The organism is Streptomyces morookaense (assembly GCF_013030945.1).
Classification (GTDB): domain Bacteria; phylum Actinomycetota; class Actinomycetes; order Streptomycetales; family Streptomycetaceae; genus Streptomyces; species Streptomyces morookaensis.
The window spans coordinates 205,268-229,142 of the sequence record NZ_JABBXF010000010.1; the positions used below are offsets into that span (position 1 = coordinate 205,268).

Annotated in this window: 22 protein-coding genes and 1 tRNA gene; 12 read left to right on the plus strand and 11 right to left on the minus strand. The window is 71.3% G+C overall.

The features are described from left to right. Positions 1–12 precede the first annotated feature (12 nt). Entirely contained in the window at positions 13–1,632 is a 1,620-nt protein-coding gene (locus HG542_RS06540) for a M4 family metallopeptidase (protein WP_373313107.1), read from the plus strand. 113 nt (positions 1,633–1,745) lie between these two features. Beyond that, entirely contained in the window at positions 1,746–2,240 is a 495-nt protein-coding gene (locus HG542_RS06545; RefSeq protein ID WP_171079096.1) for a hypothetical protein, read from the plus strand. Positions 2,241–2,249: 9 nt separating this feature from the next. Here HG542_RS06545 and HG542_RS06550 read toward each other — a convergent pair whose 3' ends face one another. Next, positions 2,250–2,909, minus strand: coding sequence for a pentapeptide repeat-containing protein (locus HG542_RS06550; RefSeq protein ID WP_171079097.1), 660 nt, complete (start codon positions 2,907–2,909; stop codon positions 2,250–2,252). A 111-nt stretch (positions 2,910–3,020) separates the two neighbouring features. On the opposite strand from HG542_RS06550, the gene HG542_RS06555 reads away from it, so the two are divergent. From HG542_RS06555 to HG542_RS06565, 3 genes are all read left to right on the plus strand, one after another. Further along, a complete protein-coding gene (locus HG542_RS06555; RefSeq protein WP_171079098.1) occupies positions 3,021–4,016 on the plus strand; it encodes a zinc-binding dehydrogenase in 996 nt (331 codons plus the stop codon). A 108-nt stretch (positions 4,017–4,124) separates the two neighbouring features. Next, positions 4,125–5,618 carry an MFS transporter gene (locus HG542_RS06560; protein WP_171079099.1) on the plus strand — a complete coding sequence of 498 codons (1,494 nt, stop codon included), beginning with the start codon at positions 4,125–4,127 and terminating at the stop codon, positions 5,616–5,618. A gap of 4 nt (positions 5,619–5,622) precedes the next feature. Continuing rightward, positions 5,623–6,117 (plus strand): GNAT family N-acetyltransferase, encoded by a 495-nt coding sequence (locus HG542_RS06565; protein ID WP_171079100.1) that lies wholly within the window; start codon positions 5,623–5,625, stop codon positions 6,115–6,117. Between the two features lie 5 nt (positions 6,118–6,122). Here HG542_RS06565 and HG542_RS06570 read toward each other — a convergent pair whose 3' ends face one another. After that, positions 6,123–7,229 (minus strand): aminopeptidase P family protein, encoded by a 1,107-nt coding sequence (locus tag HG542_RS06570; RefSeq protein WP_171079101.1) that lies wholly within the window; start codon positions 7,227–7,229, stop codon positions 6,123–6,125. A gap of 262 nt (positions 7,230–7,491) precedes the next feature. Here HG542_RS06570 and HG542_RS06575 point away from each other — a divergent pair, with 262 nt between their 5' ends. Beyond that, positions 7,492–9,639: an MMPL family transporter gene (locus HG542_RS06575; RefSeq protein ID WP_171079102.1), complete on the plus strand. Its 2,148-nt coding sequence runs from the start codon at positions 7,492–7,494 to the stop codon at positions 9,637–9,639. A 55-nt stretch (positions 9,640–9,694) separates the two neighbouring features. On the opposite strand, the gene HG542_RS06580 is transcribed toward HG542_RS06575, so the two are convergent. Further along, a tRNA-Thr gene (locus tag HG542_RS06580) sits at positions 9,695–9,767 on the minus strand. A 161-nt stretch (positions 9,768–9,928) separates the two neighbouring features. Here HG542_RS06580 and HG542_RS06585 point away from each other — a divergent pair. The 3 genes from HG542_RS06585 to HG542_RS06595 all read left to right on the plus strand — a co-directional run bounded on the left by HG542_RS06585 (position 9,929) and on the right by HG542_RS06595 (position 12,459). After that, positions 9,929–11,065: an ABC transporter ATP-binding protein gene (locus HG542_RS06585; RefSeq protein ID WP_171079103.1), complete on the plus strand. Its 1,137-nt coding sequence runs from the start codon at positions 9,929–9,931 to the stop codon at positions 11,063–11,065. Between the two features lie 184 nt (positions 11,066–11,249). Then, positions 11,250–11,666: a hypothetical protein gene (locus HG542_RS06590; protein ID WP_171079104.1), complete on the plus strand. Its 417-nt coding sequence runs from the start codon at positions 11,250–11,252 to the stop codon at positions 11,664–11,666. Between the two features lie 67 nt (positions 11,667–11,733). After that, a complete protein-coding gene (locus HG542_RS06595; RefSeq protein WP_171079105.1) occupies positions 11,734–12,459 on the plus strand; it encodes a nucleotidyltransferase family protein in 726 nt (241 codons plus the stop codon). A 46-nt stretch (positions 12,460–12,505) separates the two neighbouring features. On the opposite strand, the gene HG542_RS06600 is transcribed toward HG542_RS06595, so the two are convergent. The 3 genes from HG542_RS06600 to cysS all read right to left on the minus strand — a co-directional run bounded on the left by HG542_RS06600 (position 12,506) and on the right by cysS (position 16,657). Then, the gene (locus tag HG542_RS06600) at positions 12,506–14,125 is read right to left on the minus strand and encodes a DoxX family protein (RefSeq protein WP_171079106.1); all 1,620 of its coding nucleotides are present in this window, start codon (positions 14,123–14,125) and stop codon (positions 12,506–12,508) included. 130 nt (positions 14,126–14,255) lie between these two features. Then, positions 14,256–15,206, minus strand: coding sequence for a 23S rRNA (guanosine(2251)-2'-O)-methyltransferase RlmB (gene rlmB / locus HG542_RS06605; RefSeq protein WP_171079107.1), 951 nt, complete (start codon positions 15,204–15,206; stop codon positions 14,256–14,258). Between the two features lie 59 nt (positions 15,207–15,265). Further along, a complete protein-coding gene (cysS, locus tag HG542_RS06610; RefSeq protein WP_171079108.1) occupies positions 15,266–16,657 on the minus strand; it encodes a cysteine--tRNA ligase in 1,392 nt (463 codons plus the stop codon). Positions 16,658–16,811: 154 nt separating this feature from the next. Between cysS and HG542_RS06615 the strand changes: the two genes are divergently transcribed. Both HG542_RS06615 and HG542_RS06620 read left to right on the plus strand, forming a co-directional pair. Next, positions 16,812–17,960: an acyltransferase family protein gene (locus tag HG542_RS06615; RefSeq protein ID WP_176606271.1), complete on the plus strand. Its 1,149-nt coding sequence runs from the start codon at positions 16,812–16,814 to the stop codon at positions 17,958–17,960. A gap of 109 nt (positions 17,961–18,069) precedes the next feature. Continuing rightward, positions 18,070–19,278: an acyltransferase family protein gene (locus tag HG542_RS06620; RefSeq protein WP_171079109.1), complete on the plus strand. Its 1,209-nt coding sequence runs from the start codon at positions 18,070–18,072 to the stop codon at positions 19,276–19,278. 39 nt (positions 19,279–19,317) lie between these two features. Here the strand turns inward: HG542_RS06620 and HG542_RS06625 are convergent, their stop codons facing one another. The 4 genes from HG542_RS06625 to HG542_RS06640 all read right to left on the minus strand — a co-directional run bounded on the left by HG542_RS06625 (position 19,318) and on the right by HG542_RS06640 (position 21,805). Further along, positions 19,318–19,716: a PPOX class F420-dependent oxidoreductase gene (locus tag HG542_RS06625; protein WP_171079110.1), complete on the minus strand. Its 399-nt coding sequence runs from the start codon at positions 19,714–19,716 to the stop codon at positions 19,318–19,320. A gap of 81 nt (positions 19,717–19,797) precedes the next feature. Next, positions 19,798–20,307: a 2-C-methyl-D-erythritol 2,4-cyclodiphosphate synthase gene (gene ispF / locus HG542_RS06630; protein ID WP_171079111.1), complete on the minus strand. Its 510-nt coding sequence runs from the start codon at positions 20,305–20,307 to the stop codon at positions 19,798–19,800. Then, positions 20,297–21,049, minus strand: coding sequence for a 2-C-methyl-D-erythritol 4-phosphate cytidylyltransferase (ispD, locus tag HG542_RS06635; protein WP_171079112.1), 753 nt, complete (start codon positions 21,047–21,049; stop codon positions 20,297–20,299). Before ispD ends, ispF begins: the two co-directional genes overlap by 11 nt. A 273-nt stretch (positions 21,050–21,322) precedes the next feature. Next, on the minus strand, positions 21,323–21,805 hold the full coding sequence (locus HG542_RS06640) for a CarD family transcriptional regulator (protein WP_003953493.1): 483 nt from the start codon (positions 21,803–21,805) through the stop codon (positions 21,323–21,325). A gap of 600 nt (positions 21,806–22,405) precedes the next feature. On the opposite strand from HG542_RS06640, the gene HG542_RS06645 reads away from it, so the two are divergent. Further along, positions 22,406–23,068: a copper chaperone PCu(A)C domain-containing protein gene (locus HG542_RS06645; protein WP_171079113.1), complete on the plus strand. Its 663-nt coding sequence runs from the start codon at positions 22,406–22,408 to the stop codon at positions 23,066–23,068. Between the two features lie 81 nt (positions 23,069–23,149). On the opposite strand, the gene phoP is transcribed toward HG542_RS06645, so the two are convergent. Further along, positions 23,150–23,830 carry a two-component system response regulator PhoP gene (gene phoP / locus HG542_RS06650; RefSeq protein ID WP_171079114.1) on the minus strand — a complete coding sequence of 227 codons (681 nt, stop codon included), beginning with the start codon at positions 23,828–23,830 and terminating at the stop codon, positions 23,150–23,152. Positions 23,831–23,875 lie beyond the last annotated feature (45 nt).

A 23,875-nucleotide genomic window follows, 5' to 3' on the forward strand; every position in this document is an offset into this window, starting at 1 on the left:
TAGGAGACAGAGTTGAGAAGCGTCACCATCGCCTCCCGCAAGAACTCCCTGCGCGCCGCCGCGCTCGTCGCCTCCGCCGCCATGGTCGTCGTGGGCGTCCAGGCCGGCTCGGCCGGTGCCGCCTCCGGGAACCATGACAGCGGCGGGCTGCCGCTCGCGCTGTCCGCGGGACAGAAGGCCTCGGCCGTCAAGGACGCACAGAGCTCGGCCTCCACGACCGCGGCGAAGATCGGCCTCGGCAGCAAGGAGAAGCTGATCGTCCGCGATGTCGTCAAGGACACGGACGGCACGGTGCACACGCGCTACGAGCGCACCTACGACGGCCTGCCGGTGCTCGGCGGCGACCTGGTCGTGCACGAGACGAAGAACGGCGCGCGCAGCGTGACCAAGGCGACCGACGCCGAGATATCCGTGCCCACCACGGACCCCCGGGTGGCGCCCTCCACGGCGAAGAAGAGCGCGCTGAGCGTCGCCGCCGACGCGCAGAACAGCAAGACCGACTCGCAGGCGCCGCGCAAGGTCGTCTGGGCCGCCCAGGGCAAGCCGGTCCTGGCGTACGAGACCGTGGTCAAGGGCGTCCAGAAGGACGGCACCCCGAGCAAGCTGCACGTCGTCACCGACGCGGCCACCGGCGAGAAGCTCTACCAGCACGAGTCCATCGAGACCGGCGAGGGCACCAGCACCTACAGCGGCAAGGTCCCGCTGACCACCACCAAGACCGCCTCCGGTTACGAGCTCACCGACGGCTCCCGCGGCGGCCACAAGACGTACAACCTGGCGCAGGGCACCGACGGCCAGGGCACGCTCTTCACCAGCTCCAGCGACGTGTGGGGCGGCGGCGCCCAGTCGGCGGCCGTGGACGCGCACTACGGTGCCGCGGTCACCTGGGACTTCTACAAGAACGTGCTCGGCCGCTCCGGCATCAAGGGCGACGGCAAGGGCGCCTACTCCCGCGTCCACTACGGCGACAACTACGTCAACGCCTTCTGGGACGACGACTGCTTCTGCATGACCTACGGCGACGGTGAGGGCAACTCCCACCCGCTGACCGCGCTCGACGTCGCCGCCCACGAGATGACCCACGGCGTCACCTCCGCCACCGCGGGTCTCGAGTACAGCGGCGAGTCCGGCGGCCTCAACGAGGCGACCAGCGACATCTTCGGCAAGGCCGTCGAGTTCTACGCGAACAACAAGTCCGTCCCGGCCAACTACTTCGTCGGCCAGCAGATCAACATCAACGGCGACGGCAAGCCGCTGCGCTACATGGACCAGCCCAGCAAGGACGGCCGTTCCAAGGACTACTGGTCCTCCAGCCTCGGCGGCCTGGACCCGCACTTCTCCTCCGGCCCCGCCAACCACTTCTTCTACCTGCTGTCCGAGGGCAGCGGCGCGAAGAAGATCAACGGCTTCAGCTACAACAGCCCCACCGCCGACAAGTCCAAGATCACGGGTATCGGCCGCGACAAGGCCATCAAGATCTGGTACAAGGCGCTGACCACGTACTTCACCTCCACCACCAACTACAAGGCGGCCCGCACCGGCACCCTGAAGGCCGCTGCCGACCTCTACGGCTCGGGCAGCACCGAGTACAAGACGGTCGCCGCCACCTGGACCGCGATCAACGTCAAGTAACCCCGCACCTCCTCACGAACGTCTGCGACACCCCCCACCCCGGCGCCCGTGCCCGCGCCGCCATCCAGGCGGCGCGAGCACGGGCGGCGCGTTTCGTACGTACCATCGGAAGCGTGATCGACCTCGGCTACTCCCTCTCCCGCCGCTTCCCGGACCCCCCGCAGACGGACTACCGCACCGCCGGCGTGCACACCCTGCGGCACGACCTCTTCTGCGGCGACGTCTACCTGGCCGACGTCAAGGCCGACCGGGAACTGTCCACAGCCTGGGGATGGGTGCCCGTGCTCGACTTCGCCTGGGCCCTGTGCGACATCGTCGAGCAGCTCGACCAGGACCCCCGCGGCAACCGCTCCGCCAAGACCCAGTTCGCCGAGCTGGACTTCACCGAGTCCACCGACTGCCTCGTCTTCGAGCGCCGCTTCGGCTGGGTCGACGTCACCGCCGACTGGGCCCCGGACGAGCCCCCGCTGACCTTCAACCACCGCGTCCTGCGCCGCGAGGCCCGCGACTTCCTGCACGACCTCACCGCCGACCTGACCGACATGCACGAGGGCCTCGCCGACAACCCCGCCGTCTGGGACCTGCTGGCCCGCTTCCCCCGGGTGTGACAGCCCCCGCTACCCCTCCACCCGCACCCCGAGGTGCGCCGCGAACGCCGGTGCCAGGTCGAGGAGTTGGGCGGGGCTGACGACCGCCCCGGACAGCCCCTCGATCCCCCGCGCGATGTCCAGCTCGCCGACCTCGCGCAGATCCACGTCCGTCATCCGCGCCCCCGTGAGATCCACGCGGCGCAGCACGCAGTCGCGGAAGACGACCCGCTCCAGCCGGGCCCCGGCGAAATCCGCCTCGGAGAGCACGCAGCCCTCGAAGAGGACGTCCTTCAGCACGGCCTCGCGGAAGTTCACATAGTCGATCTTGCCGCCGCGTATCGCCACCCGCTCCAGGACCGCGCCGTGCAGCTGCGCCCCGCCGAGCCGGGCTTCGCGCACCTCCACGTCGCGCAGCGACGCGCCGGCGAGCTCCGTGCCGACGCCGCGCACCGACTCCAGCACGCAGTCCATGAACCGCGCCCGGCCGAGGCGCGTCCCGTCCAGCACACAGCGGACCAGCGCGCAGTCCATGAAGCGGGCGCCCCGCCCGTCCTCCCCGCCGAGCCCCGTCTCCGCGAACTCGGTGCCTTCGTAGTCCCCTTCGGGCTCCAGCCCCACGCCCTCGTACGGCTGCAGCGCAGGCAGCCGCACGTCGGGAAGCCGGGGACCGGTCTTCTTCGCGCTCATGCCTCCACGGTGACACGGGCCACTGACAACGGCCTTGACCTCGATCTTGCTTGAGGTTGAACACTCGTGATCACCGGATCACCCGGCCCCCCTCCCGAGGAGCAACCCGACATGCGCGCTGTCCGCCTCCACGCCTTCGGCCCCGCCGAGAACCTCGTGTACGAGGAGACCGACACCCCCGAACCCGGCCCCGGCCAGGTCCGCATCGCCGTCGCCGCCTGCGGCGTCCACCTGCTCGACACCAGCCTGCGCGCGGGGGACGCGGGCGGCAGCCCCGTCCCGCTGCCCGAGCTGCCCACCGTCCCCGGCCGCGAGGTCGCCGGCACCGTGGACGCCCTGGGCGAGGGCACCGACCCGCGGTGGCTGGGCCGCCGCGTCGTCACCCACCTGGGCACCGCCCCCGGCGGCTACGCGGAGGCCGCCGTCGCCGACGCGGAGCGGCTGCACGAGATCCCGGACGGGCTGGACGCCGACCGGGCCGTCGCCATGATCGGTACCGGGCGGACGGCGCTCGGCATCCTCGGCTTCACCGAGCTGTCCGCGGACGACGTCGTCGTCGTGACGGCCGCGGCCGGCGGGATCGGCTCGCTGCTGGTGCAGCACGCGAGGAACGCCGGAGCCACGGTCGTCGGACTGGCGGGCGGCCCGGCCAAGGTCGCGCGGGTCCGTGCACTGGGCGCCGGCATCGCCCTCGACTACACCGACGGCGGATGGGCCGAGCAGGCCCGTACGGCCCTGGGCGGGCGCGCCGCGACGGTCGTCTTCGACGGGGTCGGCGGAGCGGCCGCCCGGGCGGCGGTCGGCCTGCTCGGCGAGGGCGGGCTCCACCTCGTCTTCGGCTGGTCCGCGGGCGACGGACCGGCCGGGCCGGACCCCGAGGCGGACGCGCGGGGCATCGTGTCGCGCAGCGCCCTGGGTCCCGCGATGCTCGAACGGTTCGGCGGGGGCATGGCCGGAATGCGGCAGCTGGAAACCCTGTCCCTGGCCCAGGCGGCGGCCGGTGCCGTGGTGCCGCTGGTGCAGTGGTTCCCGCTGCGCGAGGCGGCCGAGGCGCACCGGGCGCTGGAGACCAGGGGAACCGTGGGCAAGGTGGTGCTCCGCCCCTGAAAGAACGGGTCAGGGAGGGGAAAAGGCCGCACCAAACCCGACAGGCACGGCACCTCCACCCGGCCTAGCCTGAAAGGCACGCACGTTTTCGGCCACCCAGGGGGTCGTATGCGCGACACGGACCCGCCCTTCATACCCGAGCCCTCGTCCGCCCCCGGCCGTTGGTGGGCCCTGGTGATCATCGCCATGGCCCAGCTGATGGTCGTCCTCGACGCCACGATCGTCAACATCGCCCTCCCCTCCGCCCAGCGCGCCCTCGGCATGTCCGACACCAGCCGGCAGTGGGTGATCACCGCCTACACCCTCGCCTTCGGCGGCCTGCTCCTCCTCGGCGGCCGCGTCGCCGACCTCGTCGGCCGCAAGCGCACGTTCATGACCGGACTCATCGGCTTCGCCGCCGCGTCCGCGCTCGGCGGGGCCGCGCACACCCCCGGCATGCTCTTCACGGCGCGCGCCCTCCAGGGCTCCTTCGCCGCGGTCCTCGCGCCGTCCGCGCTGTCCCTGCTGACGACCACGTTCACGGATCTCAGGGAACGCAGCAAGGCCTTCGGCATCTACGGCGCCATCGCCGGCGGCGGCGCCGCCATCGGACTGATCACCGGCGGCCTGCTCACCGAGTACCTCGACTGGCGCTGGTGCCTCTACGTCAACGTCCCCATCGCGCTCGTCGCCTTCACCGGTGCCGGCTGGCTGCTGCACGACCACCGGCCCTCCCGCGACGCCCGCCCGTCCCTCGACCTCCGCGGCGTCCTGCTCGGCTGCGGCGGCCTCGTCGCCCTCGTCTATGCCTGCAGCGAGGCCGAACCCCGCGGCTGGCGCAGCCCGTTGGTCCTCGGGCTGCTGAGCTGCGGCGCACTGCTGCTGACGGCGTTCGCGTGGTGGCAGACCCGGGCACCGAGCCCGCTGCTGCCGCTGCACGTGATCCGCAACCGGAACCGGGCCGGGGCGTTCCTGACCATGGCGCTCACCGTCGTCGGCATGTTCGGCATGTTCCTGTTCATGACCTACTACCTGCAGGTCGTCCTCGGCTACTCCCCGGTCCGCACCGGCCTGGGCTTCCTGCCGCTGACCGGCGCCCTCGTCGTGTCCTCCACCCAGCTCTCGGCCCGGCTGCTGCACCACCTGCCGCCGCGCATGCTGATGGTCCCCGGCACCCTGCTCGTCGCCGCCGGGCTCTTCCTGCTCGTCTTCCTGCCGGTCGAGCCCGCGTACGTCACCCACGTCCTGCCGTCCGAGATCCTCGTCGGCCTCGGCATGGGTCTGGTCTTCATGCCCGTCATCGCCACCGCCACCGCGGGCGTGCCGCCGCGCGACTCGGGCGTCACCTCGGCGACCGTCAACACCTCGCAGCAGGTGGGCGGTTCGATCGGCACGGCACTGCTCAACACCATCGCGACATCCGCCAGTGCCTCGTACGGCGGCACCGTGAGACAGGGCATCGTGCACGGCTTCAACGTCGCCATCGGCTGGGGCTCCGGCATCATGCTGCTGGCCGCCCTCGTCGCCGGGCTGATGGTCACGGCACCGGCCCCGAAACACCAGGTCGCGGTGCGCAGCGCGGCGAAATCCAGTGGCATGTGCGACTGCCCGCCGCCATCCTGACGCCATGCAGATCCGGATAAGAGACGCGCACGACGAGGACTGGGCGGCCATCTGGCCGTTCTTCCGGGCCATCACGGCGGCCGGGGAGACGTACACGTATCCCCGGGACATCGACAGCGGGACGGGGCGCGCACTCTGGATGCCGGGCCCGCCCGGGCACACGGTCGTGGCGGTCGCCGAGGACGGCACCGTCCTCGGCTCGGCGAAGACGGGGCCCAACCAGATGGGCCCCGGTGCGCACATCGCGACCGCCAGCTTCATGGTGTCGCCGGCGGCCGCCGGCCGGGGCGTGGGGCGGGCGCTCGGCGAGTACGTCCTCGCCCGGGCGAAGGCGGAGGGGTACCGGGCGATGCAGTTCAACGCCGTTGTGCAGAGCAATGTGCGGGCGGTGGCGCTGTGGAAGTCGCTCGGCTTCGAGGTGGTGGGTACGGTGCCGGAGGCGTACCGGTTGCCTGACGGCAGCTTCACGGGGCTGCACGTGATGCACCGGGTGCTGTAGCCCCCTTACCGAACCACCCGCAACTCCCGCCCCGTATTGTTCAGCCTCCGCGCACCGGACTCGGTGCACACCACGATGTCCTCGATCCGTACCCCGAACCGCCCGGGCAGGTAGACCCCCGGTTCGATCGAGAAGGCCATCCCCGGCACCAGCGGCAGGTGCTCCCCCTCCACCAGGTACGGCGGCTCGTGCGTCGTGACGCCGATCCCGTGTCCCGTCCGGTGGATGAAGTATTCGCCGTAACCGGCCCGCCGGATCACCTGGCGGGCCACGCGGTCCACGTCCTGGCAGGCGGTGCCGGGACGTACCGCCTCGAAGGCCGCCTGCTGGGCCTCCCGGACCAGGTCGTGGACCTTGCGCTCCTCCGCGGTCGGCTCGCCCACGTGCACCGTGCGGGTGGTGTCGGAGCCGTAGCCGTCCAGCAGGCCGCCGAAGTCGAGGACGACCATGTCGCCGTCCTGGATCACCCGGTCGCCCGCCTCGTGGTGCGGGTTGGCACCGTTCGGCCCGGAGCCCACGATCGTGAAGTCGACCTGGCTGTGGCCGTGTTCGCGGAGCAGCCGGTCGAGGTCGGCGGCCACCTCGCGTTCGCGCCGTCCGGCGAACGGCAGCTCCGCGATCCGTTCGAACGTGGCGTCCGCCGCTGCTCCCGCCGCGGCCAGCTTGTCGGTCTCGAACGCGTCCTTGACCGCCCGCAGCATGGGCAGCGCCTCGGTGAGCGCCTCGTAGGCCGTCCCCGGGCAGGCGCGCTGGAAGGCCAGCAGGTGCAGCGCCCAGGCGTTGTCGGAGACCCCGTAACGGCCCTGCGGCTCCAGCAGTTCGGCGGCGGCCGCGTACGGGTCCTCGCCGTCCGTCCAGCCGCTGATGTCCATCGCCCCTGCGCCCGCCGCGTGTTCGGCGTCAGGACGCTCCAATTCCGGTACGAACAGGCGGGGTTTGCGGCCGGGAAGGAGCAGAAGGGCGGTCAGCCGCTCCGTGTCCGCCGGGACCCGGTAGCCGCTGAGCCAGACCAGGTCGGGCCCCGGGGCGACGAGCAGGCCCGCCAGCCCCTCCTGGGCGGCGGCCACGGCCGCCCGTTCCATGCGCGCGCGGTACACCTCGACATCCGTCATGGGGGCAGCGTAATCCGCCCGCAGGCGGTCGGCAGAGCGGTCTCTACCCCACGGGTGAGGCGCTCTCCTCCCCCCGGAGGAGGGGGCAGCCCGACCCAGGACCGACTTTCCGCGCCCCTCCCCCTGATTCACCCGGAATCCGTTGTTTCCGGGGAACCCGGCTCCCTAGCGTGAACACGCCCGGGCCGCACGTCCGTGCGACGTCCGTACGACGTCCGCACGGGTCCCCCGGCCGCGTTGCCCACACCCGTGAAGGAGCACCATGTTCCAACGAGTCGGGCGGTTCGCCGTCCACCGGCCCTGGCTCACGATCCTGGGCTGGGTCGTCGCAGCCGTGGCCCTCGCCGTGCTGGCCCCGGGGCTCAAGTCCACGACGGACGAGGCGGAGTTCCTGCCGAAGCACTACGAGTCCGTGCAGGTGGCCAACCTGCAGAAGAGCGCGTTCCCGCAGACCGAACAGCCCGCGTCCATCGTCGTGTTCCAGCGTTCCGACCACGAGCGGCTCACCGCGGACGACCGGCGCGACGTGATCAAGGTCGCGGAGGGGCTCCAGGCGAAGCACCGCCCGGAGATAGCGAAGGTGGAGACGGGCCCGCGGGCCGTCTCCCCCAACGGCGAGATCGCGCTCGCGAACATCGTCGCGACCACCAAGGACACCTACGACAAGAAGCTCGCCGACTCCGTCAAACAGCTCCGCGAGGACGCCAAACCCCTGCTGGGCGGCACCCACTTGACGATGGGCATCACCGGCCAGGTGGCCACCAACGTGGACTCGCAGGAGTCGTCGGGCAACACCGACGCCATGGTGATGAGCGCGACCCTGCTCCTGATCATCGTCCTGCTGCTGGTGATCTTCCGCAGCCCGCTGATCGCCCTGCTGCCGGTGATCATCATCGGCGTCGTCTTCATGGTCGCCATCGGCCTCATCGGCACCGCGGCCTCGCTCGGCGACCTGAAGGCCGACAGCTCGATCTCCCCGATCCTCATCGTCGTCCTCTTCGGCGTCGGCACCGACTACCTGCTCTTCCTCCTCTTCCGCTACCGCGAGCACCTGCGGGCCGGACAGGAGCCCAAGGAGGCCCTCGTCGCCGCCGTGGCCCGGGTCGGCGAGACCATCGCCTCCGCGGCGGGCGCCGTCATCGTGGCCTTCCTCGCCCTGCTGCTGTCCACGATGGGCATGATGCGGGCGATGGGCCCGTCACTGGCGATCGCCGTCGCCGTGACCCTGGTCGCCGCCCTCACGTTCGTCCCCGCGGTCTTCTCGCTGCTGGGCTCCAAGGCCTTCTGGCCGTCCAAGGCATGGCGGAAGCAGCCGCGGAACCGGTTCGCGAACACCGTCGGCGGCCTCGTCTCCCGCCGCCCGGGCCTCGTCGCCCTGGTCTCCGCCGGCGTCCTGGCCGCCCTCGCCGTGGGGGCGCTGTCCTTCCGGCCCGAGTTCGACACCTCCAGCCAGATGTCCCAGAAGCTGGAGTCCGTCCAGGCCATGAAGGACCTGCAACGCGGCTTCTCGGCCGGCCAGTCCGACCCGGCAATGGTCTACCTGAAGTCCACCGGCGGCACACGCCTCGACAAAGCCGCCATGGAATCCTTCCGCACCCGCCTCGCCGGCATCGAGGGCGTCGGACAGGCCGCCCCGGGCGTCCCGAACTCCGACGGCACGGTCGCCCAGTACAGCGTCGTCCTGAAGTACGCGCCCACCAGCGACAAGGCCATCGAGCTCGCCGGCGGCACCCTGCGCGACCAGGCCCACAAGGCCGCGCCCGCGGGCACCCGGGCGCTCGTCGGCGGCACCTCGGCCGTCCTCGCGGACGTCAAGAACGCCGTGGACCACGACTACACGGTCGTCTTCCCCGTCGCCGGCATCGCGATCATGGTCATCCTGGGCCTGCTGCTGCGCAGCCTCGTCGCCCCCTGGTACCTGATGGCCGCCGTCGCACTCGGCTTCGGCGCCACGCTCGGCTCGACGGTCTGGCTCTTCCAGGACCTCCAGGGCAAACACGGCCTGCTGTTCATGCTGCCGGTGATCATGTACCTCTTCGTGGTCGCCATCGGCACCGACTACAACATCCTCATGGTCGCCCGGCTCCGCGAGGAGGCCCGCCGCGGCACGGCCCCGCGCGAGGCCATCCGCACCGCGGTCGCCCGCTCGGCACCCACCATCGCCTCCGCGGCGGTCATCCTCGCCGGCACCTTCGGCGTCCTGATGCTCGCCGACAACTCGATGCTCCAGCAGATGGGCTTCGCGGTGGCGTTCGGCATCCTGTTGACCGCCTTCATCATGGCGATGCTGCTCGTCCCGACGGTCACGTCGCTGCTCGGCCACAAGGCCTGGTGGCCGGGCCACCAGGACGAGCCCGTCACCCCCGCCCCGGCCGACCGCACGGGCGAGCTGGAGGGAGTACGGCCGTGAACGACCAGAGCCGCAGGTCCCCGAGGGGGCCTGCGGCTCTGTCGTACGGTGCGCAAGCCGCCTGTCGGATTCGAACCGACGACCTTCGCTTTACAAGAGCGGTGCTCTACCAGCTGAGCTAAGGCGGCATGTGCGATGCAGTCTACCCACAACGTTTTGGTGCACCGCGACCTGCTGACAACCGGCCACCGCCCCGGTAGCGTCCTCGGCAGCCGGTCCAATTGGACTGGACCACTCCCTCTACTCGGATCGTCCGGCACGTTCCTGCCGGTGAAGGGACTGCATCACCATGGCCACGGTCACGTACGACAAGGCGACCCGCATCTATCCGGGCGCCGACAAACCCGCCGTCGATCAGCTGGACATCACCATCGAGGATGGCGAATTCCTGGTGCTCGTCGGACCCTCCGGCTGCGGCAAGTCCACCTCGCTGCGGATGCTCGCCGGGCTCGAGGACGTCAACGGCGGCGCGATCCGGATCGGCGACAGGGACGTCACCCATCTCCCGCCCAAGGACCGGGACATCGCCATGGTGTTCCAGAACTACGCGCTCTACCCGCACATGACCGTCGCCGACAACATGGGCTTCGCCCTGAAGATCGCGGGCGTGCCGAAGTCCGAGATCCGGCAGAAGGTCGAGGACGCGGCCCGGATCCTGGACCTCACCGAGTACCTGGGGCGCAAGCCCAAGGCGCTCTCCGGCGGACAGCGCCAGCGCGTCGCGATGGGGCGCGCGATCGTGCGCGAGCCCCAGGTGTTCCTCATGGACGAGCCGCTGTCGAACCTCGACGCCAAGCTGCGCGTGCAGACCCGCACCCAGATCGCCGGCCTGCAGCGGCGGCTGGGCATCACCACCGTCTACGTCACCCACGACCAGGTCGAGGCCATGACCATGGGCGACCGGGTCGCGGTGCTCAAGGACGGCCTGCTGCAGCAGGTGGACTCCCCGCGCAACATGTACGACCGTCCGGCGAACCTCTTCGTCGCCGGATTCATCGGCTCCCCCGCCATGAACCTCGTCGAGGTGCCGATCACCGACGGCGGCGTGAAGTTCGGCAACAGCGTCGTGCCCGTCCCGCGCGAGGCCCTGACGGCCGCGGCCGACCGGGGCGACCGCGCGGTGACCGTCGGCGTGCGGCCCGAGCACTTCGACGTGGTCGAGCAGAACGGCGAGGCGGCCCGCTCGCTGGGCAAGGAGGCCGCGGACGCACCGGCCGGCCTCCCGGTCACGGTGAACGTGGTCGAGGAACTCGGCGCCGACGGCTATGTGTACGGCACCGCCGAGGTCGGCGGCGAGCCGAAGGACCTCGTGGTGCGCGTCAACGGGCGCCGCGTGCCGGAGAAGGGCTCCGTGCTGCACGTCGTGCCGCGGCCCGGCGAGGTGCATGTGTTCTCGACGTCCTCGGGCGAGCGCATCGGCGACTGAGCGTGAGCGGTGCGGACGGCCGTGACGACGGCCGTCCGCACCGCCCGCCTGTCGAGACATGCCCTGACACTCCTCGCTTTTCGACCCCCGTACGTCAACACGGCGAACAAACGGCAGCCCATGACGTCGCTCGACCGGGTGACTAAATGTCGCCGCGACATTACCCCTCGCTACCATCTGCGGCATGAACCAGGCCGCCCGCCGCATCGGCAGAACTCTCGCTCTCGTCCTTCCCGTCGTTCTGGTGCTCTCCGGGACCCTCGCGGTCACCCGTGTCCCGTGGGCGGCCCCGAACGCCGAGTCGCAGGTGCTCACTGCGTCGTCCGGCACCGCCTCGACCCAGGCCAAGGCCCGCGCGCCGCACGAGGTGCTGCGCGACCGGCTGCTGACCGAGCTGCAGCAGAAGAACCCCGGGGCCGCGCTCACCGACCTCCAGCGCGAGACGGAGAGCCGTCCCTCGCTGGCCCAGTACTGCGGGCAGATCGCCCGCGCCCTCGGGCGCGCGGCCGTCGCCAAGTACGGCGCGAAGAAGGCCCAGAGCTACTCGAGGCCCGTCTGCGACACCTCCTTCGCCTCCGGAGTCGTCGCCCAGGGCCACTGAGCGCCCTCGGACCGAGCCCCCGGACCGGAACGCACCGGTCCGGGGCTCAGCGCATATCGTGCGGGACATGACCGGCACCCACGTCTCCTCGTACCCCGCGCAAGCCGTGATCCTGGCCGGCGGCCAGGGGTCACGGCTTCGCCCGTACACCGACGACCGCCCCAAGCCGATGGTGGAGATCCCCGGCACGGGCGTCCCGATCATCGGCCACCAACTGGCCTGGCTCGCCTCCGAAGGCGTCACCGACGCCGTCGTCTCATGCGGCCATCTGGCCGAAGTCCTGCAGGACTGGCTCGTGTCGGCCGAACTCCCGCTCCGCGTCACGACGGTGGTCGAGAAGGAACCCCTCGGCCGCGGCGGCGGACTGAAGCACGCGGCCGCCTCGCTCCCCCGCCCCGACCAGCCCTGGTACGCCACCAACGGGGACATCTGGACGCGCTTCTCGCTGCGCGAGATGGCCGCCTTCCACCAAGAGCGCGACGCCACGGCCACGTTGGCGCTGGCGCGGCCGCGGATCCCCTGGGGAGCCGTGGAGACCGACGAGTTCGGACACGTCCTGGACTTCATCGAGGCACCTCCGTCGCCTTATCTGATCAACGCCGGCGTCTACGTCTTCGCGGCCGGCTTCCGGGAGTTGCTGCCGGAGCGCGGCGACCACGAGCGCACGACCTTCCCCCGCCTGGCCCGCGAACGCCGCCTGGCCGGCTTCCCGCTGCCGCACGGCGCGTACTGGCGGGCCATCGACACGGCGAAGGATCTGACGGAGGCTGCACGGGAGTTGCGCGGCGCGTAAACAAATCCCCGCGCCCCGTAAGGGGCGCGGGGCGCAGCCGAAACACCTAGCCCAGGAGGCCCCCGAGCGCACCCCCGCCGTGGCCACCGCCCGAGCCGCCCGACGAGCTGCCGGAGGACTCACCGGTGCTGCCGCCGGAACCGCCCGCGGAGGACGAGCTGCTGCGCGGCGCCGCCGGAGCGGGCTGCTGGTGCGGCGTCTGGGGCGCCGTGTGGGCACCGCCGTGCATACCGGGCGTGCCGCCCGGCGTCCCCGCAGGGCTGTGCGACGTGCCCGGAGCACTCGGCGTCGCCGACGGACCGGACTGCTTGTGCCCGGTGGGGCTCGGCTTGACGGCACCCGGCGTGGTGGCGCCGTGCGACCCGGGAGTGGTGGACGAGGAACCGGGCCGCTGCGGCAGGTGCGTACCGGGCAGGCTGTTGGTGGGCGGAGCGGCCGGGAGGCCGGGGGTCTGGACGGACCGCGAGGAGCGCACGGCCCCGCCCAGCATCGAACCGGTCAGCAGGGTCAGGCCGATGAGCACGGTGGCCATGACCGTGCCGCGGCGCAGCACCCGCCGCCGCAGCGCCCAGAGTTCGGCGCGCGGGCCGAGCCGCCGCCAGGCCTCCCCGGCGAGCCGGCCGTCGACGGAGTAGAACGGCGCCCCGGCGATGACCAGCGGGCTCCAGGCGGCCAGGCAGATGATGTCGGGCGCCTGGTAGACGGGGGCGCTGCGCCAGCTGACGGTGACGAGCAGGACGGCCGACAGCAGCATCCCGATGGCCGCGGCGAGCCGCTGCCAGAGGCCGAAGATGGTGAGGATGCCGACGATGATCTGCAGGAAGGCGACGGTCAGCCCGGACCCCACGGGGTGGCTCAGGGCGAGCGACCGCAGCGGCGCGGCAACGGCCCAGGGGTGCAGGGACGTGAGCCAGGCGACCATCGAGCCGCGCTTGCCGCCGTCGAAGTAGACGGGGTCGCACAGCTTGCCCATGCCCGCGTAGACGGAGATCAGGCCGAGGAAGACGCGCAGGGGCAGCAGGACGACGCCGAGGTTCATCCGGCGGTCGGGATAGTAGGCGTGCCGGGCGGAGTCGCCCGGGCGCTGCCTGCGGGGGGTGTCCTCGTCGTCCTCGGTCTCGTAGTCCGAACCGGGTTCGTCGAACTGGGAGTATCCGTACGGGTCTTCGTCGCACGCGTCGCCGTTCGGGCGGACGCGGGGCAGGAGTCGGGTGGCGTCGGCGCCGGCCGGGCCGGTGGGCTCGGCGGGACCGCGGGGCCCGATGACGGTGGTCGGGGGGTCGTCGACGGTGATGCGCGGCAGCACCTGGGTGGCGGCGTCCCCGCCTCCGGCCGTCCGGGCGGGGCCGGTGAGCCCGGACTCCCGTACGGCGTCGAGGAGTTGGGTGGATGCCGAATCGCCGGGCCCGGTCCGCCCGCTCCACACCACGGGGGCGCGGCGCCGGGCCGCGCTCTTGAGGGTGGGCAGCCCGTCCGTCCGGTCTGCGCCCGCGAACTGCCGGACGGCGCGCGGGGGACGCGCGAGCTGCACGCGGAAACTCAGGTGGTTGACGGAGACCTGCGCCGGGTCCGACGGGACCTTCACCGTACTCAGCGCGGGCTGGTCGTCGTACCCCGAAGAGCTTCCCCCCGTAGGCGTGCGGGGTGTTCTGGTGTCCACACTCATCTAACCGAGTGACTTGAGATTAGGACACTGCCTTGACCGCCCCGATGTGTCCGAGACCCGTCAAGATCATCAACTCCCGCGCCCCTTCCGGCGGATCAGCGCTCGCGCGGCTGACCCGCCGGGGCACGGATCAGGCGCGCCGGCGCGCGGCCTCGTACAGCACGACACCGGCGGCGACACCGGCGTTGAGCGACTCGGCGCCGCCCGGCATCGGGATCCGCACGCGGAAGTCGCAGGTCTCGCCGACGAGACGGGAGAGGCCCTTGCCCTCGCTGCCGACGACGATCACGACGGGGCCCTCCAGGGCGTCGAGTTCGTGCAGCTCGGTGTCGCCGTCCGCCGCGAGGCCGACGACCATGAGGCCTTCCTTCTGGTAGGCCTCCAGGGCGCGCGTCATGTTGGTGGCGCGGGCCACCGGCGTGCGGGCGGCGGTGCCGGCGGAGGTCTTCCAGGCACTGGCGGTCATGCCGGCCGCGCGGCGCTCGGGGACGACCACGCCGTGGCCGCCGAAGGCGGAGACGGAGCGGACGACGGCGCCGAGGTTGCGCGGGTCGGTGATGCCGTCGAGCGCGACGATCAGCGGGTCCTCGCCGTTGTCGTAGGCCACGGCGGAGAGGTCCTCGGGGTGCGCGTAGTCGTACGGCGGCACGGACAGGACCAGGCCCTGGTGGTTGAGCCCGTTGGTCATCCGGTCGAGCTCCGGACGCGGGGCCTCCATGAGGTTGAGGCCCTTCTCCGTGGCGAGCTGGATCGCCTCGCGCACGCGCTCGTCGCTGTCCACGAACTGCTGGACGTACAGCGTCGTCGCGGGCACGCCCTCGCGCAGCGCCTCGACCACGGAGTTACGGCCGACGACGAGCTCGTTGGCCCCCTTGGGGCCGCCGCGGCGCGGGGCCGGGCGGCGGGCCGCCTGCTTGGCCTGGGCGTTGGCCACGCGGTTCTTCTTGTGCCCCTTGCGCATATGCGCAGGCGGCGTGGGGCCCTTGCCCTCCAGGCCTCGGCGCCGCTGGCCGCCGCTGCCGACCTGCGCGCCCTTCTTGTTGGACGTGCGGCGGTTCCTGCGCTGGCTGTTGCCGGCCATGGGTCACCTGTTTCTGTTACTGCGGTTACTGCTGTGAACGTTCTTACGAAAAGTGTCGCTCAGCCGAGCGTCCAGCGCGGGCCCGCCGGAGTGTCCTCGATGACGAGGCCGGACTGCTGGAGCTGATCGCGGATGGCGTCGGCGCTCGCCCAGTCCTTGCGGCCGCGGGCCGCCTCGCGCTGTTCGAGCACCAGCCTGACCAGCGAGTCCACCACACCGTGCAGATCCTCGCCACGGCCGTCGCCGGCGGCCCACTGCTCGTCCAGCGGGTCCAGGCCCAGCACCCCGAGCATCGCCCGGACCTCGGCCAGGCGGGCGACCGCGGACTCCTTGTCGTCCGCGCCCAGCGCCGAGTTGCCCTGTCGCACCGCGGTGTGGACGATCGCGAGCGCCTGCGGGACGCCCAGGTCGTCGTCCATCGCCTCGGCGAAGGCGGGCGGCACCTCGGCCGCGGGCTCCACGGTCCCGGCCTTCTCCACCACGCGCTGCATGAAGCCCTCGATGCGGGCGAACGCCGCCTCGGCCTCGCGCAGCGCGTCCTCGCTGTACTCGATCATCGAGCGGTAGTGCGGGGTGCCCAGGTAGTAGCGCAGCACGATCGGGCGCCAGTGCTTGACCATCTCGGAGACCAGCACCGAGTTGCCCAGCGACTTGGACATCTTCTCGCCGCTCATGGTCACCCAGGCGTTGTGCACCCAGTACCGGGCGAAGGCGTCGCCGAAGGCCTTGGCCTGGGCGATCTCGTTCTCGTGGTGCGGGAAGATCAGGTCGATGCCGCCGCCGTGGATGTCGAAGGCCTCGCCCAGGTACTTGTGCGCCATCGCCGAGCACTCCAGGTGCCAGCCCGGCCGGCCGCGGCCCCAGGGGGTCTCCCAGCTGGGCTCGCCCTCCTTGGCCGCCTTCCACATCGCGAAGTCGCGCGGGTCGCGCTTGCCGGTCTCGCCCTCGCCGGACGGCTGCAGCAGATTGTCCAGCTCCTGGTTGGACAGCTCCAGGTAGCCCGGGAAGGAGCGCACGTCGAAGTACACGTTGCCGTCGGCGGCGTAGGCGTGACCGCGCTCGATCAGCCCGCGCATCATCTCGATCATCTCGGGCACGTGCCCGGTCGCCCGCGGCTCGACGGTCGGGCGCAGGCAGCCCAGCGCGTCGTACGCGGCGTTGAACGCGCACTCGTTCTCGTAGCCGATCGACCACCACGGGCGGCCCTGGGCCGCGGCCTTCGCGATGATCTTGTCGTCGATGTCCGTCACGTTGCGGACGAACGTCACGTCGTAGCCGCGATAGGCGAACCAGCGGCGCATGATGTCGAAGTTCAGGCCGGACCGGATGTGGCCGATGTGCGGTGCAGCCTGCACGGTGGCGCCACAGAGGTAGATCGAGACACAGCCCGGTGCGATCGGGGTGAAGTCACGGATCTGCCGGGCGCTGGTGTCGTACAGGCGAATAGTCACGGAACCAGGGTAGTGGGCCCCGGACAGTGCCTCGCTCCCCCGGGAGGAAGCGGGATGCAATCCGGCAACTCGACCACCGGTCTTTGACCTCTATTTACGATCTGCACATCATAAGGAGCCGCACGGCAACTTCCGCGGGGACCCAGGAGGGACGTTGCACTCCACCGTGCACTCCACCGTCATCATCCAGCAGGAACGCTCGCCCGTTCCCAGCCCGCCCCCGGCCCGCAGAAGACCGCAGGACCGGCTCGCCGCACTGGACGGTCTGCGGCTGCTGGCCGCTCTGATGGTCGTCGCCTATCACTACATCGCCTTCAGCAGCGGAGCCTGGCCGGAGCCCTCGGAGAAACTCTTCCCCACCGCATACGTGCCCGCCTCCTACGGCTGGCTGGGCGTTCAGCTGTTCTTCCTCATCAGCGGCTTCGTCATCTGCATGAGCGCCTGGGGAAAGAGCATCGGGGATTTCGCCGTATCGCGCGCGGCACGGCTGTATCCCGCGTACTGGTTCGCCGTTCTCACCGTGTCGCTCGCCGTCGCCCTCTTCCCGGTCGTCAACAGCGCACCCCGGCTGAGCAATGTCGCCGTCAACCTCACGATGCTCCAGGACCCCTTCGGGGTGGCTCCGGTCGACGGCGTCTACTGGACCCTGTGGGTGGAGGTCCGCTTCTACCTGCTCTTCGCACTCGTCGTCGCCTGGCGCGGGCTGACCTACCGGCGGGCCGTGGCCTTCTGCCTGCTGTGGGGCGCCGCCGCGGCCGTCGCCGCCACGGCCGGCAGCCCGCTGCTCACCACCCTGCTGATGCCCGGCGACGCCTGGTACTTCATCGCCGGCGTCGCCTTCTATCTGATGCACCGGTTCCGCCCCAACCTGCTGCTCTGGCTGATCGTCGGCGGCTGTTTCCTGGCCGGCCAGCACTTCCTGCTGGAGGCGCACCGCAACGCCGAGCACTACATGGGCCACCGCGTCCCGCAGTGGCCCAGCGTGCTGCTCCTCGCCCTCTTCTTCGCCGCCCTCGCCGCCGTGGCCCTCGGCCTGACCCGGCGCATCACCTGGGGCCGGCTCTCCACGGCGGGAGTGCTGACGTACCCGCTGTACCTGCTGCACGAGCGGATGGGCTGGATCGTCATCAAGTACGCCGACGGCCTGCTGCCCAGGCCGCTGCTGCTCGTGACGCTGGTCACGGTCATGCTGGCGGCCGCCTGGCTGGTCCACCGCCTGGTGGAACGGCCCCTGGCCCGCCTCGTACGGCAGGGACTGCGGCGCGCTCTGGCGGAGATCCGGGCCGGGCACGCGCAGGCGTGAACCGGCCCCGGGGCCGCGAGTCTGTCGCGGCACGCGGGACGGCGGGTGTGTCAGCATGCTCGGGACGGGCCCGCCGCGGCGGGCCGACACCTCTACCGGAGAGGACGACATGCGTTTCGCCAACCGCGGCGAAATCGATGGCGGCCGACCCGCCGCCCCCGGGAAGACACCGAGGCTCTACGCCCTGGACGGGCTGCGCCTCGTCGCCGCCCTCATGGTCGTGCTGTACCACTACACGTACCTGACCGGCGGCTGGGGCACCCGGGACACCAGACGGATGTTCTCCGCCATCGAACCGATAACCCGCTACGGCTGGCTGGGCGTGGAAGTCTTCTTCCTCATCAGCGGCTTCGTCATCTGCATGAGCGCCTGGGGGCGCTCCCTGGGCGACTTCGTCGTCTCCCGCGCCTCCCGCATCTACCCGGCCTACTGGGTCGCGGTGGCGGTCACCGGGACCGTGGTGATGACCTGGCCGCAGGTGCGCTCCCTGGCCGGCTGGGAGACCGTCGTCACGAACTTCAGCATGCTGCAGCACGGGCTGGGCGTCTGGGACGTGGACGGCGTCTACTGGACGCTCTTCGTCGAGCTGAAGTTCTACGTGCTCTTCGCACTGGTCGTCGCCAGAGGCGTCACCTACCGCAGATGCGTGCTCTTCTGCGGCATCTGGACGGTGGCCGCCGCCACGGCCCCCGCGGTGAACAACAAGCTGCTCGACATGTGGGCGATGCCGCTGTACGCGCCCTACTTCATCGCGGGCATCGCGTTCTATCTGATGCACCGGTTCAAGCCGACCGCCCTGCTGTGGGGCATCGTCGTCGTCTCGTACCTGCTCGCCAACCACCATGTGGCCAAGCGGGTGCACGACAACGCCAACCATGTGATGGCGCTGTTCCCCGCCCAGCTGGGCGTGCTGGCGGCGTTCGCCGTCATGTCGCTGGTGGCGCTGCGCAAGTTCGACCGCGTGCAGTGGCCCTGGCTGGCCACCGCGGGCGCGCTCACGTTCCCGCTGTACCTGCTGCACCAGTACATCGGAATGACGGTCGTCTACGGGCTGCGCGAGAAGGTGGCGCCGCCGCTGCTGGTGACCGGGCTCATCGCGGTGATGCTGGGCGCCGCCTGGCTGATGCACCGGTACGTCGAGCGCCCCCTCGGCAAGTGGCTGCGCACGGCGCTGCTGAAGGGCATGGAGGAGGTCCGGCGCAACACGCCGGAGCGGGGGCCGCGCCCCGCCGCGCAGGAGCCTGCGCAGGAGCCGGTGGCCGCGCCGCGGCAGGCGTACGGCTACGCGGAGGTGCCGCGCGCCGCGGCGGACCGCTGACCGGCAGGGCCCGCTCCCCTCGGGGGCGGGCCCTGCGGTTCACAGGGAGCCGACCACCTTGCGCGGGCTGATCCGCACGACGACCCGCTGGGCGTCGTCCTTGGCGGCCGGGTTGAAGTCCGCGTAGTCCTTGCCGGTGTACTTCCGGGACAACTCGTCGATCAGCTCCTGGCCGCCCTCGGTGGTGAGCGTGGCCGTGCCGCGGACCTCGGCGTAGGTGTAGGGCGCGTTCGGCGGGTTGATCATGACGGTGACGCGGGGGTCGCGGCGGAGGTTCTTCTCCTTGCGGCGGCCGACGGTCGTGGAGACGAGCAGGTCGTCGCCGTCGCGCTTGACCCAGGTCACGGAGAGCTGGGGGCTGCCGTCGGGCTGGACCGTGGCGACGACGGCGAAGACGGGGTTGTCGTCGACGTACTTCTTGAGGTCGTCGGAGAGCACGGGGGCTCCTTCCGGAGGAGGCGGGCGGGCGAGGGGTGATCTTTTCTTCCCCTGTCCCGCCCCTTCCCGAAACCGGACCCGTCAGCCCGCCGGTACGACCAGGGCCGTCGCCACCGCCGCCAGGCCCTCGGCGCGGCCCGTCAGGCCGAGGCCGTCCGTCGTCGTGCCGGACACCGAGACGGGCGCCCCGACAGCGGCGGACAGCGCCTTCTGCGCCTCGTCCCGCCGCTTGCCGATCTTCGGGCGCACGCCGATCACCTGGATGGCGACGTTCCCGATGTCGAACCCTGCCTCGCGCACGATCCGCGCCGCCTCCGTCAGCAGGGCCACACCGGAGGCACCCGACCACTCCGGCCGGTCCGTGCCGAAGTGCGCACCGAGATCACCGATCCCGGCGGCGGAGAAGAGCGCGTCGCACGCGGCGTGCGCGGCGACATCGGCGTCGGAGTGGCCGGCGAGGCCCGTCTCGCCCTCCCACAGCAGGCCCGCGCACCACAGCTCGCGGCCCTCCTCGAAGGCGTGCACATCCGTGCCGATGCCCACCAGGGGCATCAGGACCCCGGGGGATCCTTGGGGGGACTCAGAAGCCATCGTTGGCCCTCCTGCGGGCGAGTACGGCCTCGGCCAGGACGAGGTCCAGCGGGCGGGTCACCTTGAAGGCCTCCTCGTGGCCGGGGACGACCACGACCTCGACGCCCAGCCGCTCGACCATGCCGGCGTCGTCCGTGGCGCCCTCGCCGTCGAAGACGGTCTTGTCGTGGGCCTCCTGCAGCGTCGCGCGGTCGAACCCCTGCGGGGTCTGGACGGCACGCAGCAGCGCGCGGTCGGGCGTGGCCACGACGGGCTCGGGCCCGTCCTCGCGCGGCTCGACCTGCTTGACGGTGTCCGCGAGGGGCAGCGCGGGGACGACGGCGGGCGCGCCGTCGCGCACGGCCGCGGCGACGGCGTCGACGGTGTCGACGGGCACCAGCGGGCGGGCGGCGTCGTGGACCAGGACGGCGGTGACGTCGTCGGGGAGGGCCGCGAGGCCCAGCCGGACGGACTCCTGGCGGGTGGCGCCGCCGGGGACGACCAGGACCTCGGTGCGCTCGCCGAGCGGGAACTCGTCCAGCAGGCTGCGCACCTCGGCCGCACCCTCGGGCGGGGCGACGACGACGACGAGGGAGACCGCGCGGGAGGCCGCCATGGCCCGTACCGCATGGACCAGCATCGGAGTGCCGCTGAGGGCACGCAGCGCCTTGGGCGCGCCGGGGCCCAGCCGGATGCCCCGGCCGGCCGCCGGGATGACGGCGGCCGTGCGCGCGGGGGCTGCCGGAGTGGCTCGGTCGGACATGGCGATGGCGTTCAGGTTTGCTTCCTCGGCTGAATTGGGTATGGCCTCACCGTGCCGGGCACGATGCCCCGACCAGCCCCTTCCGTGACACTGGTCGGGCCGGCTGCCCGGGCCCGGCACACCGAGTGCGGCGCATCCGGAGCCGGAGATGCCGCAGCGCCCGTCGGGATGATGTTCGTCATCACGCGGGCACCGCGGCATTTCACAGCATCCGGCAGGTCGCCGAACCGTCTGGCGTCAAGCTGTGCGTCGGATCGAGTGTCGAACCGTGCGTCAGGACGCGAGGACCTCGTCGAGCAGGGCCTCGGCCTTGTCCTCGTTGGTGTTCTCCGCGAGAGCGAGCTCGCTGACCAGGATCTGTCGCGCCTTGGCGAGCATCCGCTTCTCACCTGCGGAAAGACCGCGCTCGCGCTCCCGGCGCCACAGGTCGCGCACAACCTCGGCGACCTTGATCACGTCACCGGACGCGAGCTTCTCGAGATTCGCCTTGTAGCGACGGGACCAGTTCGTCGGCTCTTCCGCGTAGGGCGCGCGGAGCACCTCGAAGACCCGGTCGAGCCCGTCCTGGCCGACCACATCGCGTACGCCGACGAACTCGGCATTGTCCGCCGGCACCCGAACCGTCAGGTCACCCTGGGCGACCTTCAGCACCAAGTAGGTCTTGTCCACGCCTTTGATCTGGCGAGTTTCGATGGCCTCGATCAGCGCGGCCCCGTGATGGGGATAGACCACGGTGTCGCCAACCTTGAACGTCATGTGACAGGTACCCCTTCCGTGGCTATCCAGTCTAACACGGGAACTGCCCGTTCTGAATGGCGTTTCCGCAGGTCAGGGCATATCTCGGGGCTTGACAACAGCAACCGGGACGTGCTGCGGAGGGGTTCCGGAAGCGGGTATTCGCAGGTCGGAGCCGGTCTCCGGGCGGGACGAAACACGCGCGTCACCCGCTCCGGGCGGGGCTCGCGGGCGGCCGAACGTCCCGTTTTGCCGGGGTCCGGTCGGCCGAGTTCCGGTACTCCGTTCGGGGCGCACCCGCCCTTCCGGGCACCGATTCCGGAATTGATCAAGCCGTACTTGATCAATTCCGGAAGTTCTTCCCGGCCGTCTTCGCATTCTGCGCCGATAATCCGCGCGAGCGCCCCCGCGTACTCCATCGACGACTTCCCGGCCGCCGCACCGGCGATATTCGGCCGCGGCCTGCCCGGGGCCCGGCAAGCAGCATGCGGGAGGGGGCGGCCGGGCACCGGAGTGGACCATGGGGCGGGTCGGGTGCGGCGGCCCCACGGCGGCTCGGTAACCTAAGCGCGCTGACACACCCTTTATCTCGTCTACCTCGTCCAAGGAGATGCCGCCGCCGTGAGCAGCAGCCTTCGACGCGGCGCTCTCGCCGCTACCGCCCTCGTGCTCTCGATCGCCCCGCTCTCCGCCTGTGCGGCGGGCAACAGCGCGCAGACGCTGCAGGTCAAGCCGGACAACGCCGAGACCTCGGTCGGCGACATCAAGCTGCAGAACATCAACGTCATCACCCAGCCGGAGCAGTCCGCCAACGGCCCGGCCGTGGTCACCGGCAAGATCTTCAACAACGGCCGCACGGACCAGCAGCTGCGCTCGATCAGCTTCCCGGGCAAGAACGTCACGGTGAACCTGAGCCCCGCCAAGGGCGCCGGCGCGCTGGTGGTGCCCGCGGGCGGTTCGCTGACCCTGGGCGGCAAGGACAACGCCTCCGCCGTGCTCCCGAAGGGCCGTGAGGGCTTCAAGGACGGCGACTCCCAGCAGGTGGCGTTCGACTTCAGCAACACGGGCGAGGTCAAGGTCGGCGCCTTCGTCTACCCGGCGAAGAGCTTCTTCAAGGACTGGGGCCCGAGCAACCCGGCCCCGGCTGCCTCCCAGTCCTCCCAGCCCGGCCAGCAGCAGCCCGGCCAGCAGCAGTCCGCCAAGCCGGGCCAGCCCGGTCAGCAGGCCGGTGCCAAGCCGGGCTCGAGCGAGTCGCCGCAGGCCGGCCAGCACGCCCAGCACTGAGCCCGGAGACGGGACCAGAAGGGGAGGGCCCGGAAGCATCCGCTTCCGGGCCCTCCCCTTCTGTCGTGCGTGCCGTACGGCCTACGGCTCGAACTTGTAGCCGAGGCCGCGCACCGTCACCAGGTAGCGCGGGGCACCCGGGTCCGGCTCGATCTTGGCGCGCAGGCGCTTGACGTGCACGTCCAGCGTCTTGGTGTCACCGACGTAGTCCGCGCCCCAGACGCGGTCGATGAGCTGCATGCGCGTCAGCACACGGCCCGCGTTGCGCAGCAGCATCTCCAGCAGGTCGAACTCCTTCAGCGGCAGGTCGACCTTGCCGCCCGACACCGTGACGACATGCCGGTCGACGTCCATCCGGACGGGGCCGGCCTCCAGGGCCGCCGGGGTCACCTCCTCGGGCTCGCCTCGGCGGCGCAGCACGGCGCGGATGCGGGCCACCAGCTCACGGGAGGAGAAGGGCTTGGTGACGTAGTCGTCGGCTCCTATCTCCAGGCCGACGACCTTGTCGATCTCGCTGTCCTTGGCCGTGACCATGATCACGGGCACATTGGAGCGGCTGCGCAGCTGCCGGCAGACCTCGGTGCCGGGCAGGCCCGGCAGCATCAGGTCGAGCAGGACCAGGTCGGCGCCGTTGCGTTCGAACTCGTCCAGCCCGTCGGGGCCGGTCGTCGCGATGGCGACCTCGAAGCCCTCCTTGCGGAGCATGTAGGACAACGCGTCGCTGAAGGATTCCTCGTCCTCTACAACGAGCACTCGGGTCACGGAAAGACCTCCGGTCGGGTCTCTGGGGAGTACGGCGCGGTGGGG

Bases quoted from the DNA above. Each gene is read 5' to 3' on its own strand.
- HG542_RS06565 (WP_171079100.1), top strand. From the start codon at position 5,623: ATGCAGATCCGGATAAGAGACGCGCACGACGAGGACTGGGCGGCCATC.
- HG542_RS06570 (WP_171079101.1), bottom strand. From the start codon at position 7,229: ATGACGGATGTCGAGGTGTACCGCGCGCGCATGGAACGGGCGGCCGTG.
- HG542_RS06620 (WP_171079109.1), top strand. From the start codon at position 18,070: ATGCGTTTCGCCAACCGCGGCGAAATCGATGGCGGCCGACCCGCCGCC.
- HG542_RS06575 (WP_171079102.1), top strand. From the start codon at position 7,492: ATGTTCCAACGAGTCGGGCGGTTCGCCGTCCACCGGCCCTGGCTCACG.
- HG542_RS06550 (WP_171079097.1), bottom strand. From the start codon at position 2,909: ATGAGCGCGAAGAAGACCGGTCCCCGGCTTCCCGACGTGCGGCTGCCT.
- HG542_RS06600 (WP_171079106.1), bottom strand. From the start codon at position 14,125: ATGAGTGTGGACACCAGAACACCCCGCACGCCTACGGGGGGAAGCTCT.
- HG542_RS06590 (WP_171079104.1), top strand. From the start codon at position 11,250: ATGAACCAGGCCGCCCGCCGCATCGGCAGAACTCTCGCTCTCGTCCTT.
- rlmB (WP_171079107.1), bottom strand. From the start codon at position 15,206: ATGGCCGGCAACAGCCAGCGCAGGAACCGCCGCACGTCCAACAAGAAG.
- HG542_RS06640 (WP_003953493.1), bottom strand. From the start codon at position 21,805: ATGACGTTCAAGGTTGGCGACACCGTGGTCTATCCCCATCACGGGGCC.
- HG542_RS06555 (WP_171079098.1), top strand. From the start codon at position 3,021: ATGCGCGCTGTCCGCCTCCACGCCTTCGGCCCCGCCGAGAACCTCGTG.
- ispD (WP_171079112.1), bottom strand. From the start codon at position 21,049: ATGTCCGACCGAGCCACTCCGGCAGCCCCCGCGCGCACGGCCGCCGTC.
- HG542_RS06595 (WP_171079105.1), top strand. From the start codon at position 11,734: ATGACCGGCACCCACGTCTCCTCGTACCCCGCGCAAGCCGTGATCCTG.
- HG542_RS06585 (WP_171079103.1), top strand. From the start codon at position 9,929: ATGGCCACGGTCACGTACGACAAGGCGACCCGCATCTATCCGGGCGCC.
- ispF (WP_171079111.1), bottom strand. From the start codon at position 20,307: ATGGCTTCTGAGTCCCCCCAAGGATCCCCCGGGGTCCTGATGCCCCTG.
- HG542_RS06560 (WP_171079099.1), top strand. From the start codon at position 4,125: ATGCGCGACACGGACCCGCCCTTCATACCCGAGCCCTCGTCCGCCCCC.